12 protein-coding genes are annotated in these 21,114 nt (G+C 61.8%); 10 read left to right on the top strand and 2 right to left on the bottom strand.

Annotation, left to right across the window (positions count from 1 at the left end; all coding sequences use genetic code 11):
• Positions 1-42 precede the first annotated feature (42 nt).
• On the bottom strand, positions 43-1,551 hold the full coding sequence (locus tag KBB96_RS12200; protein ID WP_211629723.1) for an LptF/LptG family permease: 1,509 nt from the start codon (positions 1,549-1,551) through the stop codon (positions 43-45).
• A gap of 79 nt (positions 1,552-1,630) precedes the next feature.
• Here KBB96_RS12200 and KBB96_RS12195 point away from each other — a divergent pair, with 79 nt between their 5' ends.
• Positions 1,631-3,622, top strand: a complete 1,992-nt coding sequence (locus KBB96_RS12195) for an ATP-dependent DNA helicase (RefSeq protein WP_211629722.1) — start codon at positions 1,631-1,633, stop codon at positions 3,620-3,622.
• 26 nt (positions 3,623-3,648) lie between these two features.
• Here KBB96_RS12195 and KBB96_RS12190 read toward each other — a convergent pair whose 3' ends face one another.
• Complete coding sequence (locus tag KBB96_RS12190; protein WP_211629721.1) at positions 3,649-4,359, bottom strand: type I 3-dehydroquinate dehydratase; 711 nt, start codon at positions 4,357-4,359, stop codon at positions 3,649-3,651.
• A gap of 158 nt (positions 4,360-4,517) precedes the next feature.
• On the opposite strand from KBB96_RS12190, the gene KBB96_RS12185 reads away from it, so the two are divergent.
• The 9 genes from KBB96_RS12185 to KBB96_RS12145 all read left to right on the top strand — a co-directional run bounded on the left by KBB96_RS12185 (position 4,518) and on the right by KBB96_RS12145 (position 21,073).
• The gene (locus KBB96_RS12185; protein WP_211629720.1) at positions 4,518-5,129 is read left to right on the top strand and encodes an Amuc_1102 family pilus-like protein; all 612 of its coding nucleotides are present in this window, start codon (positions 4,518-4,520) and stop codon (positions 5,127-5,129) included.
• A 74-nt stretch (positions 5,130-5,203) separates the two neighbouring features.
• Positions 5,204-7,069 (top strand): Amuc_1101 family PilM-like pilus complex protein, encoded by a 1,866-nt coding sequence (gene mul2B / locus KBB96_RS12180; protein ID WP_211629719.1) that lies wholly within the window; start codon positions 5,204-5,206, stop codon positions 7,067-7,069.
• Between the two features lie 19 nt (positions 7,070-7,088).
• Positions 7,089-8,036: an Amuc_1100 family pilus-like protein gene (locus tag KBB96_RS12175; protein ID WP_211629718.1), complete on the top strand. Its 948-nt coding sequence runs from the start codon at positions 7,089-7,091 to the stop codon at positions 8,034-8,036.
• Between the two features lie 21 nt (positions 8,037-8,057).
• The gene (locus tag KBB96_RS12170) at positions 8,058-9,101 is read left to right on the top strand and encodes an Amuc_1099 family pilus-like system protein (protein ID WP_211629717.1); all 1,044 of its coding nucleotides are present in this window, start codon (positions 8,058-8,060) and stop codon (positions 9,099-9,101) included.
• A gap of 69 nt (positions 9,102-9,170) precedes the next feature.
• Positions 9,171-11,804: an Amuc_1098 family type IV pilus outer membrane protein gene (locus tag KBB96_RS12165; RefSeq protein WP_211629716.1), complete on the top strand. Its 2,634-nt coding sequence runs from the start codon at positions 9,171-9,173 to the stop codon at positions 11,802-11,804.
• Between the two features lie 129 nt (positions 11,805-11,933).
• Entirely contained in the window at positions 11,934-12,530 is a 597-nt protein-coding gene (coaE, locus tag KBB96_RS12160; protein WP_211629715.1) for a dephospho-CoA kinase, read from the top strand.
• Positions 12,527-13,873, top strand: a complete 1,347-nt coding sequence (rho, locus tag KBB96_RS12155; protein ID WP_211629714.1) for a transcription termination factor Rho — start codon at positions 12,527-12,529, stop codon at positions 13,871-13,873. Before coaE ends, rho begins: the two co-directional genes overlap by 4 nt.
• A gap of 125 nt (positions 13,874-13,998) precedes the next feature.
• On the top strand, positions 13,999-17,214 hold the full coding sequence (locus KBB96_RS12150; protein ID WP_211629713.1) for a zinc metalloprotease: 3,216 nt from the start codon (positions 13,999-14,001) through the stop codon (positions 17,212-17,214).
• Positions 17,215-17,707: 493 nt separating this feature from the next.
• Entirely contained in the window at positions 17,708-21,073 is a 3,366-nt protein-coding gene (locus tag KBB96_RS12145; protein ID WP_211629712.1) for a BACON domain-containing protein, read from the top strand.
• Positions 21,074-21,114: the final 41 nt, after the last annotated feature.

The following is a 21,114-nucleotide window of genomic DNA, read 5'->3' as shown; positions in this document are numbered from 1 at the left end:
AGGCGGGTAGGGAATCGAAAAGCCGCGCGCGGTGCGATCCGTTCAGTTGCAGCCAGGGAAAAGCTTCAGGATCGACTGGTAGATCGGACGACCCGCGATGCGGCGGTGGAACAGGTAGATCCCCAGCAGGGCGAACACCACGTTTGGCGTCCAGGCGGCCACCGCCGGAGAGATTTTCGCCGCTTCACCCAGGCTCAGGCTCATGGTGGTGAGAAACAGCAGCGAGCCGGACAGCGCCACGGCCACCGCCACGCCACCCGTCGAGCCGCGCCGCGAGAAGTGGATGCCCAGCGGAGCCGCGAGCAACACGGTGACGAGGCAGATGACCGGCTGCGCCCAGCGGTAGTGCCACTGGGTCAGATACGGAGACGGGTCCATCGTCACCTCGTTGCCAGAGTTGGCGCGCAGCCAACTGTTGAGATCGGGAATACCCAGATAGGGCGGGGCAAGGCCGGGCTTGATGAGCTGCCACGGCGTCTCGCTCCAGCCGCGCCGCACCACGGTCCGGGGCTGGCCTTCGTTGTCGTTGAAGACCGGTTCGATCCGGTCCGGCTCGCCTTCGTAGATGGATTTCACTTCCTTGAAGTCGCCTTCCCAGGCGTTTTCAAAGGTCCACGAACGGTCGCGGCGGTTCCAGATCGCGCGATCCGCGGAGATGCGTGTCAGCAGGTTTTTCGCATCGTCGGTCGTGGTGACCTCGACATTGAGGAGCGGCTCGCCCTTCTCGTAGTTTTTCGGGAAGGTTCCGACCATCCACAGCCGGTGCTTGGTGGAGTTCCGGTAGAGGACGTTGCTGGCTTCGGAGATCGTCGCGCCCTTCGCCTGCTGGAGCAGTTCCTCGCCGCTGCCTTCCGCAATCGGAGCCCAGTGGTAGTTGAGGGCCATGCAAAGGATGGTGGCGGTCAGGCCGGCCACGATCAACGGACTCACGATCCGCGGCAGACTGCGGCCGGTCTGGATCATGGCCACGATCTCCCGGCTCTTCGAAAGCTTGCCGAGGCAGAACAGCAGCGAAAGCAGCAGTGCGTAGGGCAGCAACTCGCGGACGATGAAGGGCAGACGGGTGGCGTAGAAGGTGACAATCGTCTGGAACAGGTGCTTGCCGCCGCGCAGGTCCGGGAGGTTGTTCTGGAGATCCTGCAGCAGCCAGATCGTCAGCAGCGCGCAGAAGCAGATGGTGAAGATGCCGAGGAACTGCCGTGTCATGTAGCGGGCCATGGTTCCGGCGATCGAGTAGAGGATGCCGCAGACCGCAGGCAGGAAGCACAACGCGCCGAGCAGGGTGGGGCGCACGGCATGGGCACCCGCGTCCGAGTCCGGGAATCCGTTCAGTTGTTCGTAAACCGCCCGTGATTCGCCCGGGACCAGCCAGTTGAACAGGCCGACGCCCAACAGGGCGAGGAGCAGGGGCACGAGCACGCGCCTTAGGATCTCACGGGAAAAAAGCATCGGTCCTCGGTGGGCGGAGCTTGTGACCGGGGTGGGCCGGGTGTCGAGCGTGTTGTCGGCTTTCAAGCCCGCCTTGGACGCGCGCAGGCGGAAGGTATTCATCCGGTGTTAGGTCCGGATGATCCGGCGGGCGCGTTTGTGGCTTGGCAGCGGGGCCGTTCACGGGTGCGATGGGCCGCACATGATCGCCCTCACCGAAGGCCAGCCGATGCCCGGATTCGCCGAACTGGTGAGGGACGCGTTTTCCAACAAGGGGGCTCTCGCGAAGTCCCGCGACTTCGAATTCCGGCCGCAGCAGCAGGAGCTCGCCGTGGCGGTGGCGGAATCGCTGGTGGGCAGCATGCCCCTCGTGGCGGAGGCGGGCACCGGGGTGGGGAAGTCCCTGGCCTATCTCGTGCCTGCGGCGAAGTTCGCTCTCCAGACCGGCCGCAAGGCGGTCATTTCCACCCATACGATCAATCTCCAGGAGCAGCTGGTCCGGAAGGACATCCCGATTGTTAGAAAAATTCTCGGCGAGGAATTGCCCGCCGTGCTGCTGAAGGGGCGCCAGAACTACCTGTGCCCGTCGCGTTTGAAGCGCGCCCGCGAGCAGGCGGCGGATCTTTTCACCACCAGCGAGAGCGATGAACTGGAGCGCATCCGCCAATGGGCCGAGGCGACCCGCGATGGCACGCTCAGCGGCTTGGATTTCCAGCCCTCGATGAAAGTCTGGCTGCAGGTGTGCAGCGAGGCGCATCTCTGCACCGCCCGCTACTGCGGTCCTCGTGGCGATTGCTTTTTTCAGGAAGCCCGCAAGGCCGCGGCGGATGCGAAGCTGGTGGTGGTGAACCACACCCTGTTCTTCGCGCTGCTCAACAGCGGCGAGGAGATCGAAGACAAGTCACCGGGCTTTCTGTTTCCGAACGATTTCGTGGTGCTCGATGAGGCCCACACCATCGAGCAGGTGGCGGCGGTCCAGCTCGGACTGCGCTTGTCCCAATCCGGGTTGCGCTTCGATCTCCAGCGGCTGCATCACCCGCGCACGCGCAAGGGATTGCTGCGTTCCTTCCGGAAAGCCTCCGCGATCACCGCGGTGGATGAGGCGATGCAGGCAGCGGACCGTTTTTTCCATCAACTCGGTGACTCGGCGCGGTTCGGGGATTTCTCGAAGGAGTTCCGCGTCCGCCAGCCGGAGCTGGTGCCGAACTCGCTCGCTGAACCGCTACGCAATCTCTGGCAGGAGATCGATGCGCTCGCCGCGGACGTGGAGAACGAGGCCACGCGTTCGGAGCTTCAGGATGCCTCGCGTCGTCTGCGCGAGGCCCATGGCGCGGTGTCCGTGTTCCTCGATCAGAGCAATGAGGACAGTGTCTATTGGGTCGAACGCAGTGGTCGCGATGAGACGCAATACTCGCTCCACGGCGCGCCGGTGAATGTCGCGGACAAGCTGCGGCCGCTTTTGTTTGAGAAGGGGAAAAGCTGCATCCTCACCAGTGCCACGCTCGGGGTGGGGGACCCGCAACTCGGATGGTTCCGTGGCCGGGTGGGTGCGGAAAACGCCCGCGCGCTCAGCATCGGCAGTCCGTTCGATTTCCAGCGCCAGATGCGGGTGAAGATCTACAAGTCGATCCCGGATCCTGGCACGCCGCGCTACGATCAGGCGCTCGCCGATGGCATCCGCGATGCGGTGGAGGCCAGCGAGGGGCGGGCCTTCGTGCTCTTCACCAGCTACCGCACGATGCGTGATGCGGCGGCGAAGCTGGAGACGTTTTTCCGCAAGAAGGGCTGGCGTCTGCTGATGCAGGGCGAGGGCTTGCCACGCCACAAGATGATCGAGGAATTCCGCAGCGATGTTCACAGCGTGCTCTTCGGCACGGACAGCTTCTGGACCGGTGTGGACGTGCCGGGCGAGGCCTTGTCGAATGTGGTGGTCACGCGCCTGCCCTTCGCCGTGCCGGATCATCCTCTGACGGCTTCGCGCCTGGAAGCCATCGAGGCCGCGGGCGGAAATCCCTTCATGGACTACTCCGTGCCGGAAGCGATCCTGAAGCTCCGCCAAGGTGTCGGCCGTCTCATCCGCACCGCGCGGGACAGCGGCTTGGTCTGCATCCTCGACAACCGCATTCTAACCAAACGCTACGGCAAGATGTTCCTCAATGCCCTGCCGGACGCACCGGTGGAGGTGGTGGGGTAGGTGAATGTGGTTGCGCCCGATGGAGCTTAGGCAGGCTCCACCGATCCGATGGCATCTTTCAACCGGGCCGCATTCCATTGCCCTGGAGCGGTCGGGGTCTTGCCGAGGTAGCCGTAATTCAGCACGGAGCCGTATTGCGCGCAAAGAAGGCGGGACACCGGGGCGAGCGGACCCATCCCCATGAGTGCCTTCGCCATGCCGTGGTCGGTCCGCTGGAAATCCGCCAGGGCTGCCACATCCGCCGGGGTGTGGACCCGGGCAGCGGCCTTGAATACCGCGGCTCCGGCGGCGCGGGCCGTCTCCAGCCGGTCCAACAGGTCCGGGGTGGTTGGGGTGCCTTCGAAATCGTGGAAGGACGCGACCAGCGGAATATTCCGCCCGGCCAGGATCTCCAACAGACCCGGATAGTCCGACAGGCTGGCCACTTCGATGTCGATGGCGGCGGCGTCTTCCAGAGCCGTCTCCAGCCAGCTCCGGCGCTGGGCCGGGGTGGAATCCATGGCCCCGCCTTCCTCGCGGCGGCGGGCGGTGAAGAGCAGCGGAACTCCTTCCAAATGAGCCCAGAGCCGACGATCCGGCTCCAATCCCTCCGCAGCCAGAACGTCCAGCCGGATCTCCGCCACCTCGCAGGCTGCCAGCACCGGGCCGGAACCCGCTCCCCGCAAGGCCTCCCCGTCGCCGAAGCTGCCGACGGTCAAAGGGGTTCCGGGGGTGAGGCGGAGACTGTTGGAAATCATGGGTCAGCGATGCACCGGGGGGGCTCCGGCGTCAACCGCCGAGGCCTCCAACAGCAGGATTCGTGTAAATACGAGGCCTGATTATTTGCCGGTTTAGTGAGGTTTTATCTGGCCAACCTGAAAACGCATTCCCTAGGTTTTGGAGAAACCTGAAACACATGCGCACATCGCTCGGTAAAACCCTCTTTGTCGGCTTCGCCCTTGTCGGCGCGGTCATCTCCACCGCTTCGGCCCAGGTCAAGGCCACCGTTGGAAAGATCACCTTCGACGGTATCCCTTCCCCGCAGGTCAATTCGGGCAAGGAAAAGGCCTTCAAGCCGAAGGATTGGCTCGAAGCCGAGGCGGAACTCACCTTCGCCGGTGCCGGAGAGCAGAAGAAGATCGGTTTCGTGGACCAGGTGACCGTCAAGTGGTACGTCGCGGTGAAGAATCCGGACGGCAAGGGCATGCTCAAGCTCAGCAAGGACATCACCCACATCAATGTCCCGCTCGACGAGGCGATCTACACCTCCGTCTATCTTTCCCCGACGATGTTGAAGCGCATCACCGGCCATGACCGTGCCGGCAAGCAGGACGTGGAAGTCGTCGGTCTCGAAGTGTTGGTCAACGGCGTGAAGGTTGGCGAAGCCACCTCCAAGATGCAGCCCGGCTGGTGGAACGCCCCGAGCCTGTCCGACCAGAGCAGCAAGTTCCCGCTCCTGAACAAGAACGAGACGCCGTTCAAGATGCTGTGGTGGGACCGCTACGCGGAAATCGAGGAAAAGCGCTGATTTCGCTTTCCTGACTGCTCTCTTCAAAAACCCGGCCGGGTCATCCGGCTCCAGTTACCTATCGTTTTTCCACCATGGCTGACAACCAGACCACCGTCGCCCTTAACATCGGCTCCCAGCGGATCAGCGCTGCCGTTTTCGAACCTTCGAAAAACGGCGGTCTCATCCTGAAAAATTACGACGCGGAAACCATCGTCGCCGATCCCGGCAGCGAGGCCATCCGCATGTCCCAGACCCGCACCGCCATCGCCTCGCTGGTGCAGCGCTTGAAGCTCGGCAAGAGCAAGGTCCGCTACGCGATCTCCGGACAATCCGTCTTCACCCGTTTCGTCAAGCTGCCCCCTCTCCAGGAGGACAACATCGAGCAGCTCGTCACCTTCGAGGCCCAGCAGCACGTTCCCTTCCCGATCAATGAGGTCGTGTGGGACTACGAGCTTCTCGAAAGCGCGGGCGAAAAGGAAGTCGTCATCGTCGCGATCAAGGGCGAGGCCCTCGATGAAATCAACCGCGTGGTGACCGAAACCGGTCTCTCCACCGCCGAGGTCGATGTCGCCCCGATGGCCCTCTACAACTCGTTCCGCGCCTCTTACGGCGATCTGGGCGAGCCGGTTCTGCTCATCGACATCGGTGCGAAGACCAGCAACCTCCTCTACATCGAGGGCGGCCGCTTCTTCACCCGCAGCATCGCGATCGGCGGCGTCGCCATCACCTCGGCCATCGCGAAGGAATACGGCGTCTCGTTCGTTGAGGCGGAGAACCAGAAGATCAGCAACGGTCTTGTCGCGCTCGGCGGTGGCCACACCGAGCAGCTCGATGAATCCGTCGCCGCGCTGGCCATGGCCATCCGGAACGCGCTGACGCGCCTGCCGGCGGAAATCGCCCGCACCACCAACTACTACCGCAGCCAGCACGGTGGCAATGCCCCGCGCCGCGTCTATCTCGCCGGTGGTGGTGCCAGCCTTCCGTACACCCGCGAGTTCTTCGAAGAAAAGCTTCACCTGCCGGTCGAGATCTTCAATCCGATGGCCACCGTCGCCGTTTCCAAAAACGTCGATACGGAACGCCTCCAGCGTGAAGCCCACCTCATGGGCGAACTGGTGGGCCTTGGTCTCCGTGGTATTGGCAAGGCCAAGATCAACATTGATCTCGTGCCCTCCGCGGTCGAGCAATCCCGTGCGGCGGAGCGTCGCAAGCCCTTCCTCATCACTGCCGCCGCCATCGTGCTTGCCGGTGCGGGTGCCTACGCCGGGTTCCAGGCCATGGCCGCTGGCAAGGCCGAGGAGAAGGCCAAGGACATGCACGAGACCAAGGTCGGGCTCGCTCCGGTGCAGAAGGAGATCGAAGGTTTGCTGAAGAAGGAGGCGGAACTCCGCAAGGTTGCCGATGGCTACACCAGTGCTGAAAGCGACCGCGCCTTCTGGCACGATGCTCTCGGCGAGCTTCGCAACGCCTTCGCCAGCGATGCCGTGTGGGTCACCGAACTGGCGCCCCTTCGTGGCTACAGCCCTTTCCCGCCGAAGGATCCGGCGGCAGCCAAGACCGCGGCCGGTGTCGAGGTGGTGAAACCCGATTTCGCCGCCGTCGCCTATGGGCTCAGCGCCTTGGCGGACATCCGGATCGAGGAGGTTGCTCCAGCGGCAAAAGGCGGCAAGAAGACCGCCGGTCCGGCTGCGGCCCCGGCCGCTCCGGCGGCGAATGCGATCCGGATCCGCGGTCTCTGGCGGAAGAATGACAAGGATCAGAACATCGTTTCCGCTTTGCTTAAGAACCTTCGGGACAACTCGGCCCACTTCAAGTTCAAGGCGGTCGATGCCACCGGCAAGGAAGTCGATCTGCGCGACGAGAACATCCTCAAGGTCACCGCCATCCCCGAGAAGGACGAGCTCGCGCTGCCGTTCGAACTCTACCTCCTGCTCTCCCGCGAGGTTGCCATCAAATAAACCCTTTCACACGCATTCCATGAGTTGGATCAAGGAAAACCCATTTGTCGCCGGCCTCGGTGGTGTCACCATCGTCGGAGCTGGAGCCCTTCTTTTCCTGGGCTCCCATTTCTCCGGCAAATATCAGAAGGCGCAGGACTCTTACACGGAGGATGCCAGTGCGGTCGCGGCTGCTGAAAAGCTCACGCTCTATCCGGCCAAGGAGAACGCCCGTGGCAAGGACGTGGCGATCAAGGAATACAAGGAGGAGCTCGGCAAGCTGCAGGAGTCCTTCAACAAGTTCCGCCCGGCCGAGGTGAAGAACATCAGCCCGCAGGACTTCACCAACAACGTGAAGGCTTCCTCGGACAAAGTTCATGAGGCCTTCGCCGCTTCGAAGGCCACGCTTCCCGAGTCGTTCTTCGTCGGCTTCGAGAACTACAAGAGCACCCTCGCTCCGGAGAGCGCCACCGGTATTCTCAACTATGAGCTCGGTGCTCTTACCGAAGTGTTCATGGCTCTTGCCAAGGCCGCTCCGCAGGAACTGGTGAACGTCCACCGCCAGGCGCTGGCGGAAGAAGCGGGCGGTGTCTTCTCTGACAAGGATGCGGCCGTCCGGCCGTTGTCCTTCGAGATCACCTTCCGTGGCGGCGAGAAGTCCGTGCGCGACTTCTTCACCGCCCTCTCGGCCTCGCCGGACAACTACTATGTGATTCGTACCATCCGCGTGGAGAACGAGAAGCAGGTGGGCCCGGTTCCCGCGGATGCCAAGTTCGAGACGCCGAAGGCCGCCGGTGCCGGTGCCGCTGCCAACCCCTTCGCGGGATTCGATCTGGGGGAAGGCGCCGCTCCCGCCGGAGACGCCAAGAAACCCAAGGCCGATACCAGCAAGATTCTCCAGCAGGTCCTCGGCCAGGAGAATGTCACGGTATTCGTGCGCGTGGACCTGATGCGGTTCCTCGCTGCCAAAGATACTTCGAAACTCTGATCAAACCCATTTCACAGATCCATGTCCTGGATTTCCCAAAATTACGAAAAAGCCTCCATCGGCGCCGCCATTGTCGTGGCAGGCGGCCTGGCCTTCCTCGGCTGGTCCAAGATCGGCGCGGTGGATGAAGACTTCAATGTCTCGACCAAAGGCGGCGGCAACAAGAACACCGCGGTCGATGGTGCCGAGAAAATTCCGGCGGCCATCAGTTCCCTCGGCCAGAAGCGCGTGTGGGTCCCGACCATCTTCGACGACCGCCCGGTGGACCTCTTCGTGGGCATCCCGCTGTTCCTTCGCAAGGGCGAGCTCGACAAGCCCGTCGATCCCGTCAAAGGAGCGGAGATCCATGCCGGCATCCCGAACAAGTGGTGGATCGAGAACCGCCTCGATCCCGGTTTCGCGGATTCGCCGCAGCGCGATGCGGACAACGATGGCTTCAGCAACCAGGAGGAATTCGCGGCCAGCTCGAACCCGAACGATCCCGCTTCACATCCGATTCTGGCTGCCAAGTTGAAGTATGTCCGGGATGAGTCGCTCCAGTGGCTCCTCGCTCCCGGCATGGAACTGGCTCCCGGCCAGTTCACCATGCAGTACTTCGAGCTGAAGGACGGCAAGAAGGGTGAGAACAAGGCCGGTGCCGTGGACCCCGTCAATACCGGCGACAAGTTCTTCACGAAGGGCCTCATGACGAACCGCTTCAAGCTCGCCGGCAGTGAAAAGGTGAAGGAGATGAACAACAGCACCCACTCCGAAGAGGAGCGGACCTATCTCACCATCGAGGACCTGCGTGAAAACAAGAAGGGTGTGACCTACCGCATCCCCAACAACATCCCGGACGGCCGCAAGAAGGAGTTCTTCCAGTATGACCGCACCGCGGTCATGACCTTGGAGGCGATCGGCCAGAATGGCACCGAGTTCAAGGTGGAGGAGAACACCCGCTTCGCCCTGCCTTCCACCGCCGCCAAAAAGGAATACCTTCTCAAGAAAGTCACCCCCGAAGGGATCGAAGTCGAATACACGACTCCGTCCGGAGAAACCAAAACCCTCGCGATTCCGAAGGGCTGATAGCCTGATTCTTTCGGAAAAAATCGCTTTCCAAACCCCGTGAACACCGGCAAGAAACGTCAGCCAACCATGCAAAAAACGCCATTGTATCGAAACAGTCGTACCGCCGTCGCCCTGATGGCTGTCGCCGCCGCCACGCCAGCCGTGGTGTCGGTCGCCTATGCGGGCGATGGATACGGCGGTGGTGGTCTCGCCCAGCGCGAGATGATCCGTCGCCAGGAAGCAGTCGCGGATGCCGACCGCTTGCTCCTCGAAGGCCGCGAAGCCTACGCCAAGGGCGACTACCAGCAGGCAGTCGACAAGTATCGCAAAGCCCTCGACCGTCTTCCCGATGCACCCGTGTTGGCTGACCGCAAGGATTCCTACACGAAGCATTACATCGATGGCAGCGTGGCTCTGGCCCAGTACTACCGCAAGGTCGGCAAGTACGATGAGGCGAAGCAGCTCCTCAATGACGTTCTCAAGGCCGATGTGGATCCTGAGAATCTTGATGCGAAGCGTGAGCTCGGCTATCTCAACGATCCGATCCGCACCAATCCGGCTCTGACTTACGAGCACACCCAGAACGTCGAAAAAGTCCGCAAGGGCCTCTATCTGGGTGAGGGTGCCTACAACCTCGGCAAGTTCGATGAGGCCAAGCGCCACTTCGAGGACGTGCTGCGCGTTGACCCGTACAACAGCGCCGCGCGCCGTTACATGGAGAAAGTCGCCGGTGCGAAGTCCGATTACTACCGCGCCGCCTACGACCAGACCCGTGCCGAACTGCTCATGCAGGTTGATCGCGCGTGGGAGCTCTCCGTGCCTGCCGAAGCTCCGCCGATCCCGGTCGATCAGGAGGCGAATCGTGCCACCGGTACCAGCTACATCACCAACAAGCTCCGCTCCATCATCGTGCCTTCGATCGCTTTCGAGGACACCACGGTGGAAGAAGCCGTCGAGTATCTCCGCCGCCGCGCCTATGAGTTGGACAACCTCGAAGTGGACCCCGCCAAGAGGGGTGTGAACTTCGTCGTGCGCCGCCCCAATACTCCGAATGCGACCCCGGGTGCCGCCGCTGCTGGTGACTCCGCCGGCCTCGGTATCAACAACGAGCCCGGTGCCGCCCGCATCAAGGCTCTGCGCCTGACCAACGTGCCGCTGCAGGTCGCCCTGAAGTACATCTGCGATCAGGCCCGCCTCCGTTACAAGGTGGACGAATACGCGGTCACCCTGGTGCCTCAGACCGAAACCGGTGAAGACCTCTTTACCCGCCAGTTCCGCGTCCCGCCGGCGTTCGGCGCGATGTTGGAAGGCAGCGCGGGCGAAGGTGCCGCCGCGGCTCCGGCCGATCCGTTCGCCGCTTCCTCCGGTGCCACGGAGTCCGGTAACAAGCTCACGGCCCGTCCGCCGATCTCCGATCTGCTGAAGAAGGCCGGCGTGGTCTTCCCGGAAGGCAGTTCCGCCACTCTCAGCGGCAGCATGCTGCTGGTGACCAATACCCCGACCGAGCTCGACAAGATCGACCAGCTTGTCGAGGCCATGGGCACCAAGACGCCGAAGCAGGTCAAGATCACCACCAAGTTCGTCGAAATCTCCCAGGAGAATACGGACGAGCTCGGCTTCGACTGGATCGTTTCCCCATTCGGCCTCGGCGCGGAAACCTTCCTCGGCGGTGGTACCATCGGCAATGGCATGGCTCGCACCAACACCGACTTCCTCAGCCCGGTGGATGGCGTGCCCATTGGTGGTGTTCCGACCGCAACCGGCACCAATGTGAACAACATCGTGACCGGCGGCCTCCGCTCCGGTGATGGTGCGATCACCCGCAACAATATCGACTCGGTCCTCAACAATCCGAACCGCACCGCCCAGTCCGCCAACCCGGCTCCTGGCATCCTCGCGCTCACCGGTTTGTTCGACAACAACCAGGTCCAGATGATCATGCGCGGTCTGTCCCAGAAGAAGGGCACCGACCTGATGACCGCTCCGAGCGTGATGGCCCGCCCCGGCCAGAAGGCGACGATCGAGATCATCCGCGAGTTTATCTACCCGACCGAATACGAGCCCCCGGAACTTCCGAACTCCGTCGGCACTTCTTCGATCAGCAACCCGCTTGGGCCTGGTCTTGGTTCTTCCTCCGTCGGTCTCTTCCCGGTCACTCCGGCGACGCCGACCGCGTTCCAGACCCGTAACACCGGTGTCACGCTGGAGATCGAGCCGAACATCGCCGACAACGACTTCACGATCGACCTGCGCTTTGTGCCGGAAATCGTCGAGTTCGAAGGCTTCATCAACTACGGCAGCCCGATCCAGTCCCCGTCCTCGGATGCCCTCGGCAATCCGCGCACGGTGACCATCACGGAAAACCGCATTGAGATGCCGGTCTTCTCCAGCCGCCGCGTCAATACCTCGCTCACCATCTATGACGGCTACACCGTCGCCGTTGGTGGCCTGATGCGCGAAGACGTGCAGAATGTCGAAGACAAGGTGCCGATCCTCGGAGACATCCCATACATCGGCCGCCTGTTCCAGTCGAAGTCGGAAAACCGGATCAAGAGCAACCTGATCATCTTCGTGACCGCGGAGATCATCGATGCGACCGGTCGCCCGATCCGTGGTCCGGAATCCGGCAAAACTGCCGCGACTCCCTTGGCCTCGCCGATTTCGACCGGTGGTGACGTGCCGGGACCTGGCGTGCTGCCGGCGATTGCTCCCGCTCCCTGATCGGTTGGCAAGACCAGTTTGATTCCAACGGGCGGGAGGAAACTCCCGCCCGTTTTTTTGGCTGATGGTTGTTGGTGGGCGTGGCAGATGGCGCTTGGCAGGGCGCGGGGTCTGCCGCGAGATTGCCGCATGCGCACATTCGCCCTCACCGGAGGGATTGCCACTGGCAAGTCCACGTTCTGCCGCCTGCTGGAGGAGGAAATGCCGGGTGCCCGGATCTTCGATTGTGATGCCAGTGTGCGTGGGCTGCTGGCTGCCGATGCCGGAGTCGCCGCGGAGGTGAGGGGGCTTTTCGGAGACGATGCGGTGGATGTGGAGGGGTGCGTGGATCGCGCTTTCCTGCGGCAGCGGGTATTTGCCGATCCGGCCGCGCGCCTGGCTCTGGAGGGGGTGCTGCATCCCCGGGTGCGCGAGGAATGTCTTGCGTCCCGCGCCGCGGCGGCTAAAGAGGGGCAGGTGCTTTTCGTCGCGGACGTTCCGCTGCTCTTTGAAAAGGGCTTTGATTTCGGTCAGGAACGCTCGCTGCTGGTTGCGGTGACGCGCGCAACCCAGATCCTCCGGCTGAAAGCACGCAACGGCTTTGACGATGCTCTCATGGAAGCCATCCTCGCGGCGCAACTGCCGATCGAAGAAAAAATGCGTCGTGCGGACATCGTCTTCTGGAATGAAGGCCCGCCGGAAGTCCTCCGGTCCCAGATCCGCCGCTTCTCCCTCTCCATCCCATGATGATTCCGAATGATCCCGAATCCGCCGCGGAAGCTGCGGGCGCTCCTGAAAGCGAACCCGCCGTGGTGGTTGCCGCGCCGGTGCTGCCGGCCTTGATCGACATCAATGTCTTCCGGCAGAAACCGCTCGCCGATCTTCAGGCGATGGCCGATGCCATTCCGGTGAGGATCCAGGCGGGGCTGTCGAAGAGCCAGCTCGTGTTCGAGTTGCTCGGCTTCTATGGTCGGGAAGGTGTCGAACTGGTCGGGGAGGGAATCCTCGAGCAGACCAAGGACAACTACGCGATGCTCCGTGATCCCGCCCGCAGTTTCCGTCCCTCGCAGGACGATCTCCACCTGCACGGCAACATGGTGCGGGATCTGGGCCTGCGGATCGGCCAGCGCGTGAGAGTGAAGGTGCGCGCGCCCCGTGAGCGTGACAAATATCTCTCCGGCTACGAAGCCGTGGCCATCGAGGGCATCCCGGCGGCCGGGTATCAGGTGCCGAAGGATTTTGAAAAGCTGACCCCGCTGTTTCCGGACCGCCGCATTCTCTTGGAAGGGGAAGGGCCGGAATTCCTCAGCGTCCGGGTGCTGGACCTCATCGCTCCACTGGGCAAGGGCCAGCGTGGTTTGATCGTTGCCCCGCCCCGTGGTGGCAAGACCATCCTTCTCAAGCAGATCGCCAAAGCGATCCGGAAGAATCACCCGGAGGCCGTCCTCATCATCCTCCTGCTCGACGAGCGTCCGGAGGAAGTGACCGATTTCGAGGAAACCGTGGGCGCGGAGGTTTTCGCCTCCACCTTTGATGAGCCCGCCAAGCGCCACGCCCAGGTCGCTGATCTGGTGATTGAGCGCGCCAAGCGTCTGGTGGAGGCTGGCAAGGATGTGATCCTCCTGCTGGACAGCCTCACGCGCCTCGCCCGCGGCCACAATTCCTCCATGCAGGGTGGTCCCATCGGCTCCGGCGGTATCAGTCCGGTAGCGCTGCAGAAATCCCGGAAATTCTTCGGCACGGCGCGCAATGTCGAGGAAGGCGGCAGCCTGACGATTCTTGCCACCGCTCTGGTGGAGACGGAAAGCCGCATGGACGATGTGATCTTCGAGGAATTCAAGGGAACCGGCAACATGGAGGTGAAACTGGACCGGGAGCTCGCGGAGCGCCGTGTTTTCCCCGCCATCCACATTCCCCAGTCCGGAACCCGCAATGACGACCGCCTCTATCATCCGGAAGAGTTTGCCCGGGTTCTCGATATCCGGCGCCAGCTCGCCCAGTTGCCGGTGGGGGATGCCATCGAGACCCTGATGGCGAATCTGCGGGCCACCAAGAGCAACGCGGAACTCCTCCTCCGGGGATTGCGTTGAGCCCGGATACCTCCCTCTGAAGGTGCCTCCCACGCTGTAAATTGCAGTGTTAGGCCTTCATTTCATATCCGCGTTGGTTTGTGGCTTGCCACCAACGATGCGGTTTCTAATCTCCACTTCGAACAATGAAACCCCGTTTCTCAAAAATCCTGTTGCCAGCCGTGTTGGCCGGACTCGCGGTTTCGGCACTTTTTGTTCACCAAGGGCGGCAGAATGCTTCCTCCCAGGGTGAAGGAAAGGCAGCCGCTCCGAGAGCCGATGTCCGCTCCCAGCACAATTCCCGCGCTTCCCGTGATGACGATAGCAAGCCGGACGCGGTGATGTCCCGGCTGCGCGTGGCTGATAAGGCCGCCCTGTGGGAGGGCGTTGCCTGGAAGGGTCAGAATCCTGCCGCTTTCCTCGACAAAAAGGTTGGGGATGAAGTTTCCCTTGATCTCGGCAATGGCAAGCCCATGTCCGGCAAGGTGTTCATGAGCAGCCCCAGCCCCGCTGGCGGCACCGTGGTGGGTATTGATTTCGGTCAGGATGGCTCCACGCTTCATGTGCGTGTCGAGAAGAACGGCTCCCTTTTCGCGGATCTCGTTCCCAAGGACTCTCTTTCGTCCTACCGCTGGAATGGCACCGTGTCCGCCCCGGTTTTCAAGCGCATGGCTCAGACCGAGCTTTTTTGCTCGGCGATTGATGAAGACGAGCATGGCGACGCGCACATTGCCAAGGGCATGCCTCCCGCTCCGACCGCCAGTGCCGGCACTGCCGCCGCTTCAGGTGGTCCCCAGGCGGTGGATCCTCCCAAGTTCAACAGCCGGCCGGGTGCCAGGGGATGCATCTATCTCGACTTCGATGGCCAGGTGGTGACCGGCTCCCGCTGGAACAGCGCCTTGGAACCGACGATCAACGCCCTCGCACCCACCTACACCGAGGCGGAAATGACCTCGATTTGTCAAGTGGTGGCGGAGGACTACGCACCGTTCAATGTCACGGTCACGACCGATGAAGCTGTCTTCAACGCCGCGCCGTCCACCCGCCGCATGCGTGTGATCCTGACCCCGTCCCCGCTGTCGTTCTTGCTTGGAACCGGCGGTATTGCTTTGCTTGGTTCGTGGTCGGATGGCTCCGGTGATCCCTGCTGGGTTTACACCACTGGAACCGGAAGCGTCTACGGTTCGGCTTTGGCTGCCAGCCATGAGGTGGGCCACACCTTCGGCCTGCTGCATGACGGTCTCGGCACCGCCGAGTACTACGGTACCGGCAATGGAGCCTGGGGGCCGATCATGGGTGCCCCCTATGGCATCCCGATCGTCCAATTTTCCAATGGCGATTACACCGGAGCCACGAACTTCGAGGATGACCTCGCGATCATTTCCGGTGCTGTCAATGGCATTGGCTATATGACCGACGAGTATGGCAATACTCCGGCGACAGCTTCCACGCTCACCAAAAACTCATCGGGAGCGCTGGCCGTCAATGGATTGATCGCGACCAATACGGACATCGATTACTTCACGTTCAGCACCACCGGCGGCAACTGCCAGATCAACCTGAAGTCGCCCGCCGCCATCAATCCCAACGCCACGGACCTCAACATCTCGGCGACTCTTTACGATGCCAATGGCACCGTGCTATTGGCCAGCAATCCAGCAGGAGCGATGACCGCAAGCGTCAGCCAGGTCCTCCCGGCGGGAACCTACCGCCTGTCTGTCGAAGGAGCCGCGGAAGGCACCTTCGATACCGGCGGCTACAGCAAGTATGGCTCCATTGGTACCTACGCCATCAGCGGCGTGATTCCCGGGCTTGGCTCCGGTGCGGTTGCGATCACCGAGCCGACAGTGGACGGTGTGAGCGTGCGCGAGGGTCATGGCGTTTATCTCGCCGCCGCCGCCCCTGGTCAGAATGCCACTACGATCATCCAGTGGTCCCAGCTTTCCGGGCCCCCGAGTGGTACCACCACCTTCTCCGCGCCCGCGGCTCTGAACACCCGTGCTGCCTTCAGCCGGAACGGCATCTATAATCTCCAGCTGAAAGTCACCACCAACGGTTTCTCCAGCACGGATACGGTCCAGATTTCCGTTGAAGGTGTGAATGATGTCCGGAACTTCAGCAACCTGGGTCCGGTGCTCACGGTGACATCTCCGACCGAGTTCTATGATTTCGTCGGAAATCTTTCGGGAGCCGCATCCGATGACGGCGTGCCGACCTCGATCACTCCGTTCATCCGTTGGGATGTGACCTCGGGAGCCGCACGGATTCAGAATCCCGCCGGTGTCACCACGCCGATCACCTTCTCCACTCCGGGAGCTTTCAAGGTTTCGCTCACGGCCACCGACGGCCAGGTCCGTACCTATCGTGAGTTCCCGATCAATGTGGCGGTCCGCAAGATCGGAGCCGCGGTGTCCACCTCCGCAGCCCGCATGCTGGTGCCCACCAATGGTGCTCTCGGCAATACCTGGACGCTTCCCGCGTTCAACGATGCCGCCTGGACTGCTACCAAGCTCGCCTTGGGCTACAACACCCGGAACCTCTACAAGACCGACCTCATCGGCGGAGCGGACATCAGGACCGCCCTTTACAACAAGGGTTCCAACCTGTTCGTGCGCGTGCCCTTCACTGTCAGGTCCGTGGACTATGTGACGTCCATGCGCCTCAAGATGAAGTTCGATGACGGGTTCATCATGTATCTCAATGGCACGGAGATCATCCGCCGCAATGCCCCGGCGGGCGTTCCGGCTTGGAACTCCACCACCATCAAGCGCACCGCGGCCCAAGTGGCCACTCCGCTGGATATCGACCTGACTTCGTTCAAATCCGCTCTGGTGAACGGCAGCAACGTGCTGGCCATCCAGGCGATCAACTCGAAGAAGAACGATACGGACTTCCTGCTCGCCCCACAGTTTGAGGTGCAGATCGCGGATACGCCGTTTTACCGCAACTTGGTGGAGAATACCCTCTATCCGCTCTCGGCTCTGACTCCGACGGCCAATGCGGATGGAGACAGCGAGAACAACCTGGTCGAGCATGCCCTGGGCCGGGATCCATTCGCGGTGACTCCGGCGACCCCCTATTTCGTTGCCGTTCCCGGCAAGGCTGGCACGACGGATTTCACCCTGCCGATCACTCCGCCGAATGATGTCCAGTATATCTTGGAGCGCTCCTACGATGGTGTCGTATGGACACAGCTCGCCACCAAGACCGGCACCGGTGCCTGGGTGAGTGAGCTTGTGTCGATTACGACTCTGGGCCTGACTCCTCCCACGCTGACCGTTCGTCTTGTTGAGGCCAGCGCGCCACCCACGGCAATCTATCGCATGCGGTTCGTCCTCACCGGCCCTCCGCTTCCTCCGTGAGAAAACGATTGTTCGCCCTTTGATCAGCGCGGCAAGTTCTCAGGACTTTCGAACCGGCACCCGTTCAGGGTGCCGGTTTTTTTGTGGCCGGAGAAAGGAGTGGGAATCGGAGTTTTTTGCCGAAAACTGCATATTATTTAATATTACTTAATTAAATTGCAAAATGCACCATTGCGTGTGCGGGTGGCCGTTTTTGGGGAGTTGCAGGGCCTTGAGAGGCGAAAAATGGGGTGTTAGGAAACGCGGTTTCGCCTTGATACTGAAATGGCTTTAGCGATCACAATGTGATTACGAAGTGTTAGTCGGGTGATGCAGCATGCACAGTGGATCTTCCTCCCGAGGAGGCGCTGCAAACCTTGTTAGCGCGGGATTTACGCAGGTTTTTCGACCATGATCTTTTTTGCTTGTGGCTCCCCACCTTGCGGCTAGTTGTCTCCACATGGTTTCCCGAAAAGCCCTACATTTCGGTGCCCTGTCTGGAACGCTCTTGTCCTTGACAGCGATCGCATCGGCACAACACAACAACCCGCAGTTGCTGCGCACCAAGGACATTTCGATTTCCGGTGCGTTCACGCCCTTCGGTAACAACGTCAATTTCAACAAGTTTGGTGACGATGGTTCCAGCAGCGTGCTGGATGCGTCCGGCGTGCTGATCTGGGTGGATTCCGTCGGCAACTACCGCACGATCCCGAACTCCGAGCTCGCGACTCCCCTGTACGTGAGCAACAACGAGCTGATCGTCTGGAAAAACCACTTCGCGGACTACGATTTCTACGTCAACAAGCCCAAGGTTCAGGTCAGCCTCTACACCGTCAATGTGGATGGCACGGTGAGCGAGACGCCGATTGCTCTGGAAGGCAAGGAAGTGCTGAACACGCCTTCCTTGACCACCACCACCGGCAACCTGTTGCTGGTGACCACGGAGCGCAACGACAACGGCACGGACACGATCAACCCGGCGCGCAACATCTATGACGACGCCGTCATTCGTTCCTATCGTGTGACCTTCCAGGGCGGCGCCCAGCGTCTCAGCCAAGTCAGCCGTTACACGCTGGCGGACTCCCTGCAGTATTCGAACAGCCAGAACGGCCCGGATATTTCGGCCGTTGGCTGGGGCAGCGATGGCGCTTCGCTTTTCCGCAACGCCAGCCTCGATACCAGCACTTTCTTCACCCAGCTTGAGTTCCTGTGGATGAACGGGGACGGCCTGTTCCTGAAGGTTGATACGCCGCAGTCCACCACCAACGTTGGCAAGCCTTCGGACCTCGGTTCGGTGCTTTACCTGACCAACAACCGCCTCGTCTATTACCGCAATGCGGCGGACCTCAACGGTGACGGCACCTTCGCGGCTTCTCCGTCGAACGAAGCTCCGGGGTACTTCGAAGTTTCCCGCAACTCCGCCAACCTGCTGACCGCGACCACCAGCCTTGGTATCGCGAACACCCAGACTCCGCTCAACTTCCCGAAGGTGACGCGTGTGGGTTACGATCAGTACTTCTACACCTTCACCACCACCCCGCTGCCGAACGGCACGGTGACCACCTACAAGCTGTCCGGTGCTTCCGGTGCGACTCTGGTCCGCACTGCCCAGCCGCCGGTCAATGGTCTGGGCAATGCCGAAGTGAAGGCGATCAATCCGGCTCCGGCCCTGAAGCCCGATGGCGTCACCCCGAACCCGAACGCCGGTCTTGGCTCCGCGGTCATCATCAAGGGTGAAAGCGTCATTTGGCTCAACTCGAACGCCCAGGGCTACAACGTTCTTCCGGCTGCCTCGAACCTCGCCGAGCCGATGTTCGTGACCGACACCGAAGCGGTGTTCTGGGACAACGCCCACGCCCCTGTGGACGGTGCCGGCAACCATCCGCTGGTGCGCATCAAGCACTACGGCCGTGTTGCTCTGGTTATCACCCCGACCCAGATCTATCTCGACGGCCTGCCGGGACCGACCACCACCAACAACGGCCCGGGCCGCGTGGTGCTCGATACGACGGACATCACCCTTGATCCGGATGATGTCGGCTGGACCTTCACGACCGCGGAAAAGCCGTCCGGCAATATCGCGCGTTTCCGCACCTATCGCTTGCGCGGACCGGATACCGATGGTGACGGCCTTGACAACACCGAGGAAGGTGTCCTCGGCACCAACCCGAACGTCGTCGATACCGACGGTGACGGCCTGAGCGACTACGATGAAGTCCGTAATCGCAAGACCAACCCGCTCGACAACGATACCGACAACGACACCCTCACCGATGGTCAGGAAGTCACGCTCGGCACCGATCCTTTGGATGGCAATGATCCGTTCTTCATCGATACCGATGGTGATGGTCTGACCGACTACCAGGAGCTCATCACTTACGGCACCAACAAGAATCTGGCGGACACCGATGGTGACGGCCTGACCGACTTCGAAGAAGTCATGACCTACTCCACCGATCCGCTCGATCCGGATTCCGATGGTGATGGTGTGCCGGATGGCGTTGAGGTGAAGGTGAACCACACCGACCCGAATGTCCCGTCCTTCGGCGGCAATCCGGGCTCTCCGACAAACTACGCGGATCCGGCCGTCAATGGTTCCTACACCGGTCTCGTCTTTGACAATACCGGCACGCCGATCGGCACGCTGACCCTCAAGGTGACCAACAAGGGCGCCTACACCGGCACCGAGCAAGGTATCGGCACCAAAGGCACGCTGCGTGGTACTTTTGACGCCAACGGTATCTCCACCAGTGGATTGACCACCCTGCCGGGTGTCACCGGAGTGAACATGCAGTTCGTTCAGGATGCCGGTCTGAAGTATCAGATCCAAGGCACGTTCACGACCCCGTCCGCCGCCAAGCAGTATTTCGAACTGCGCCGCGCCGCCTACTCCCGCACCAATCCGACGGGATTGGCCGGTGCCTACACCTTCGCCGCCAATGCCGGCGTCGTGACGGGACCGACCGGAGACCTCATCGGCACCACCACGGTGACCTCGGATGGCAAGGTGACCATGAAGGTCATGCTTCCGGACAACCAGACCGGCACTTGGTCCGGCACGGTCAACAACGGTGACCTCGTTCCGCTGTTCTCCAGCGTGACGACCAACGCCCGCATCGCGGTGGCCGGCAACCTGGTGTTCCGCGACATTCCGAATGCGAGCGACTTCGATGGTGCCGTTCGCATGATCCGCCTGTCCGGCATCGGCACGGATACCTACAAGAACGGCTACGACCAGAGCCGCATCCTGGAAGGCAGCCGCTTCTCCAGCTCCGTGCTCATCGGTCTGACTTCGTTCCCGGCCACCACCAACAACGTCGTTGCTCAGTTCGCCGACGGTGCCGCCTCCGGTGACTCCATCATTGCGACCTGGGCTGCCAACGGCCAGATCACCATCCCGCGGGTGAACCTCTACACCTACAGTGGCCGCTACGACAAGAAGACCGGTCTCGCCACCGCCACCTATGGCATCGATGATGTCAGCCGTGGTCTCAGCAAGGCCAAAATCCCGACCCGTGCGGTGCCGATCCAGAAGCAGGAGCGTATCGCGGGCCACTACTATGCCCCGGTTGGCGGTGGTCGTTTCGCCTACGTGCTGAATGACGGCACTCCGGCTCCGATCACCACCCTCAGTGCCCACTCCACCGGCGCTCCGGTGCCGAAGACGGGTGGTGTCTACTACGTCACCATCCTCACCCCGGGCGCTTGGGAAGCTGAAGTGGTGGATGCCGCCACGACCACCTGGGTTACCTTGGACGTTGCTTCCGGCACGGGCGATGGTGCGGTCACCATCACGGTGGCGGCCAATGCCACTGGTCTGAAGCGGACCGCCAGGGTCAAGATCGGCGGACAGTATTACTTCATCGAGCAGAAGGGGTAATCCTGCCGCGCGTCTGACGCGCTGATTCATGAGACGCCGGG

The sequence above is a fragment of the Luteolibacter ambystomatis genome, assembly GCF_018137965.1.
In the GTDB taxonomy this organism is placed as follows: Bacteria; Verrucomicrobiota; Verrucomicrobiia; order Verrucomicrobiales; family Akkermansiaceae; genus Luteolibacter; species Luteolibacter ambystomatis.
Note: the sequence above shows the minus strand (reverse complement) of the source record. Positions and strands in the feature narration are given on the sequence as shown.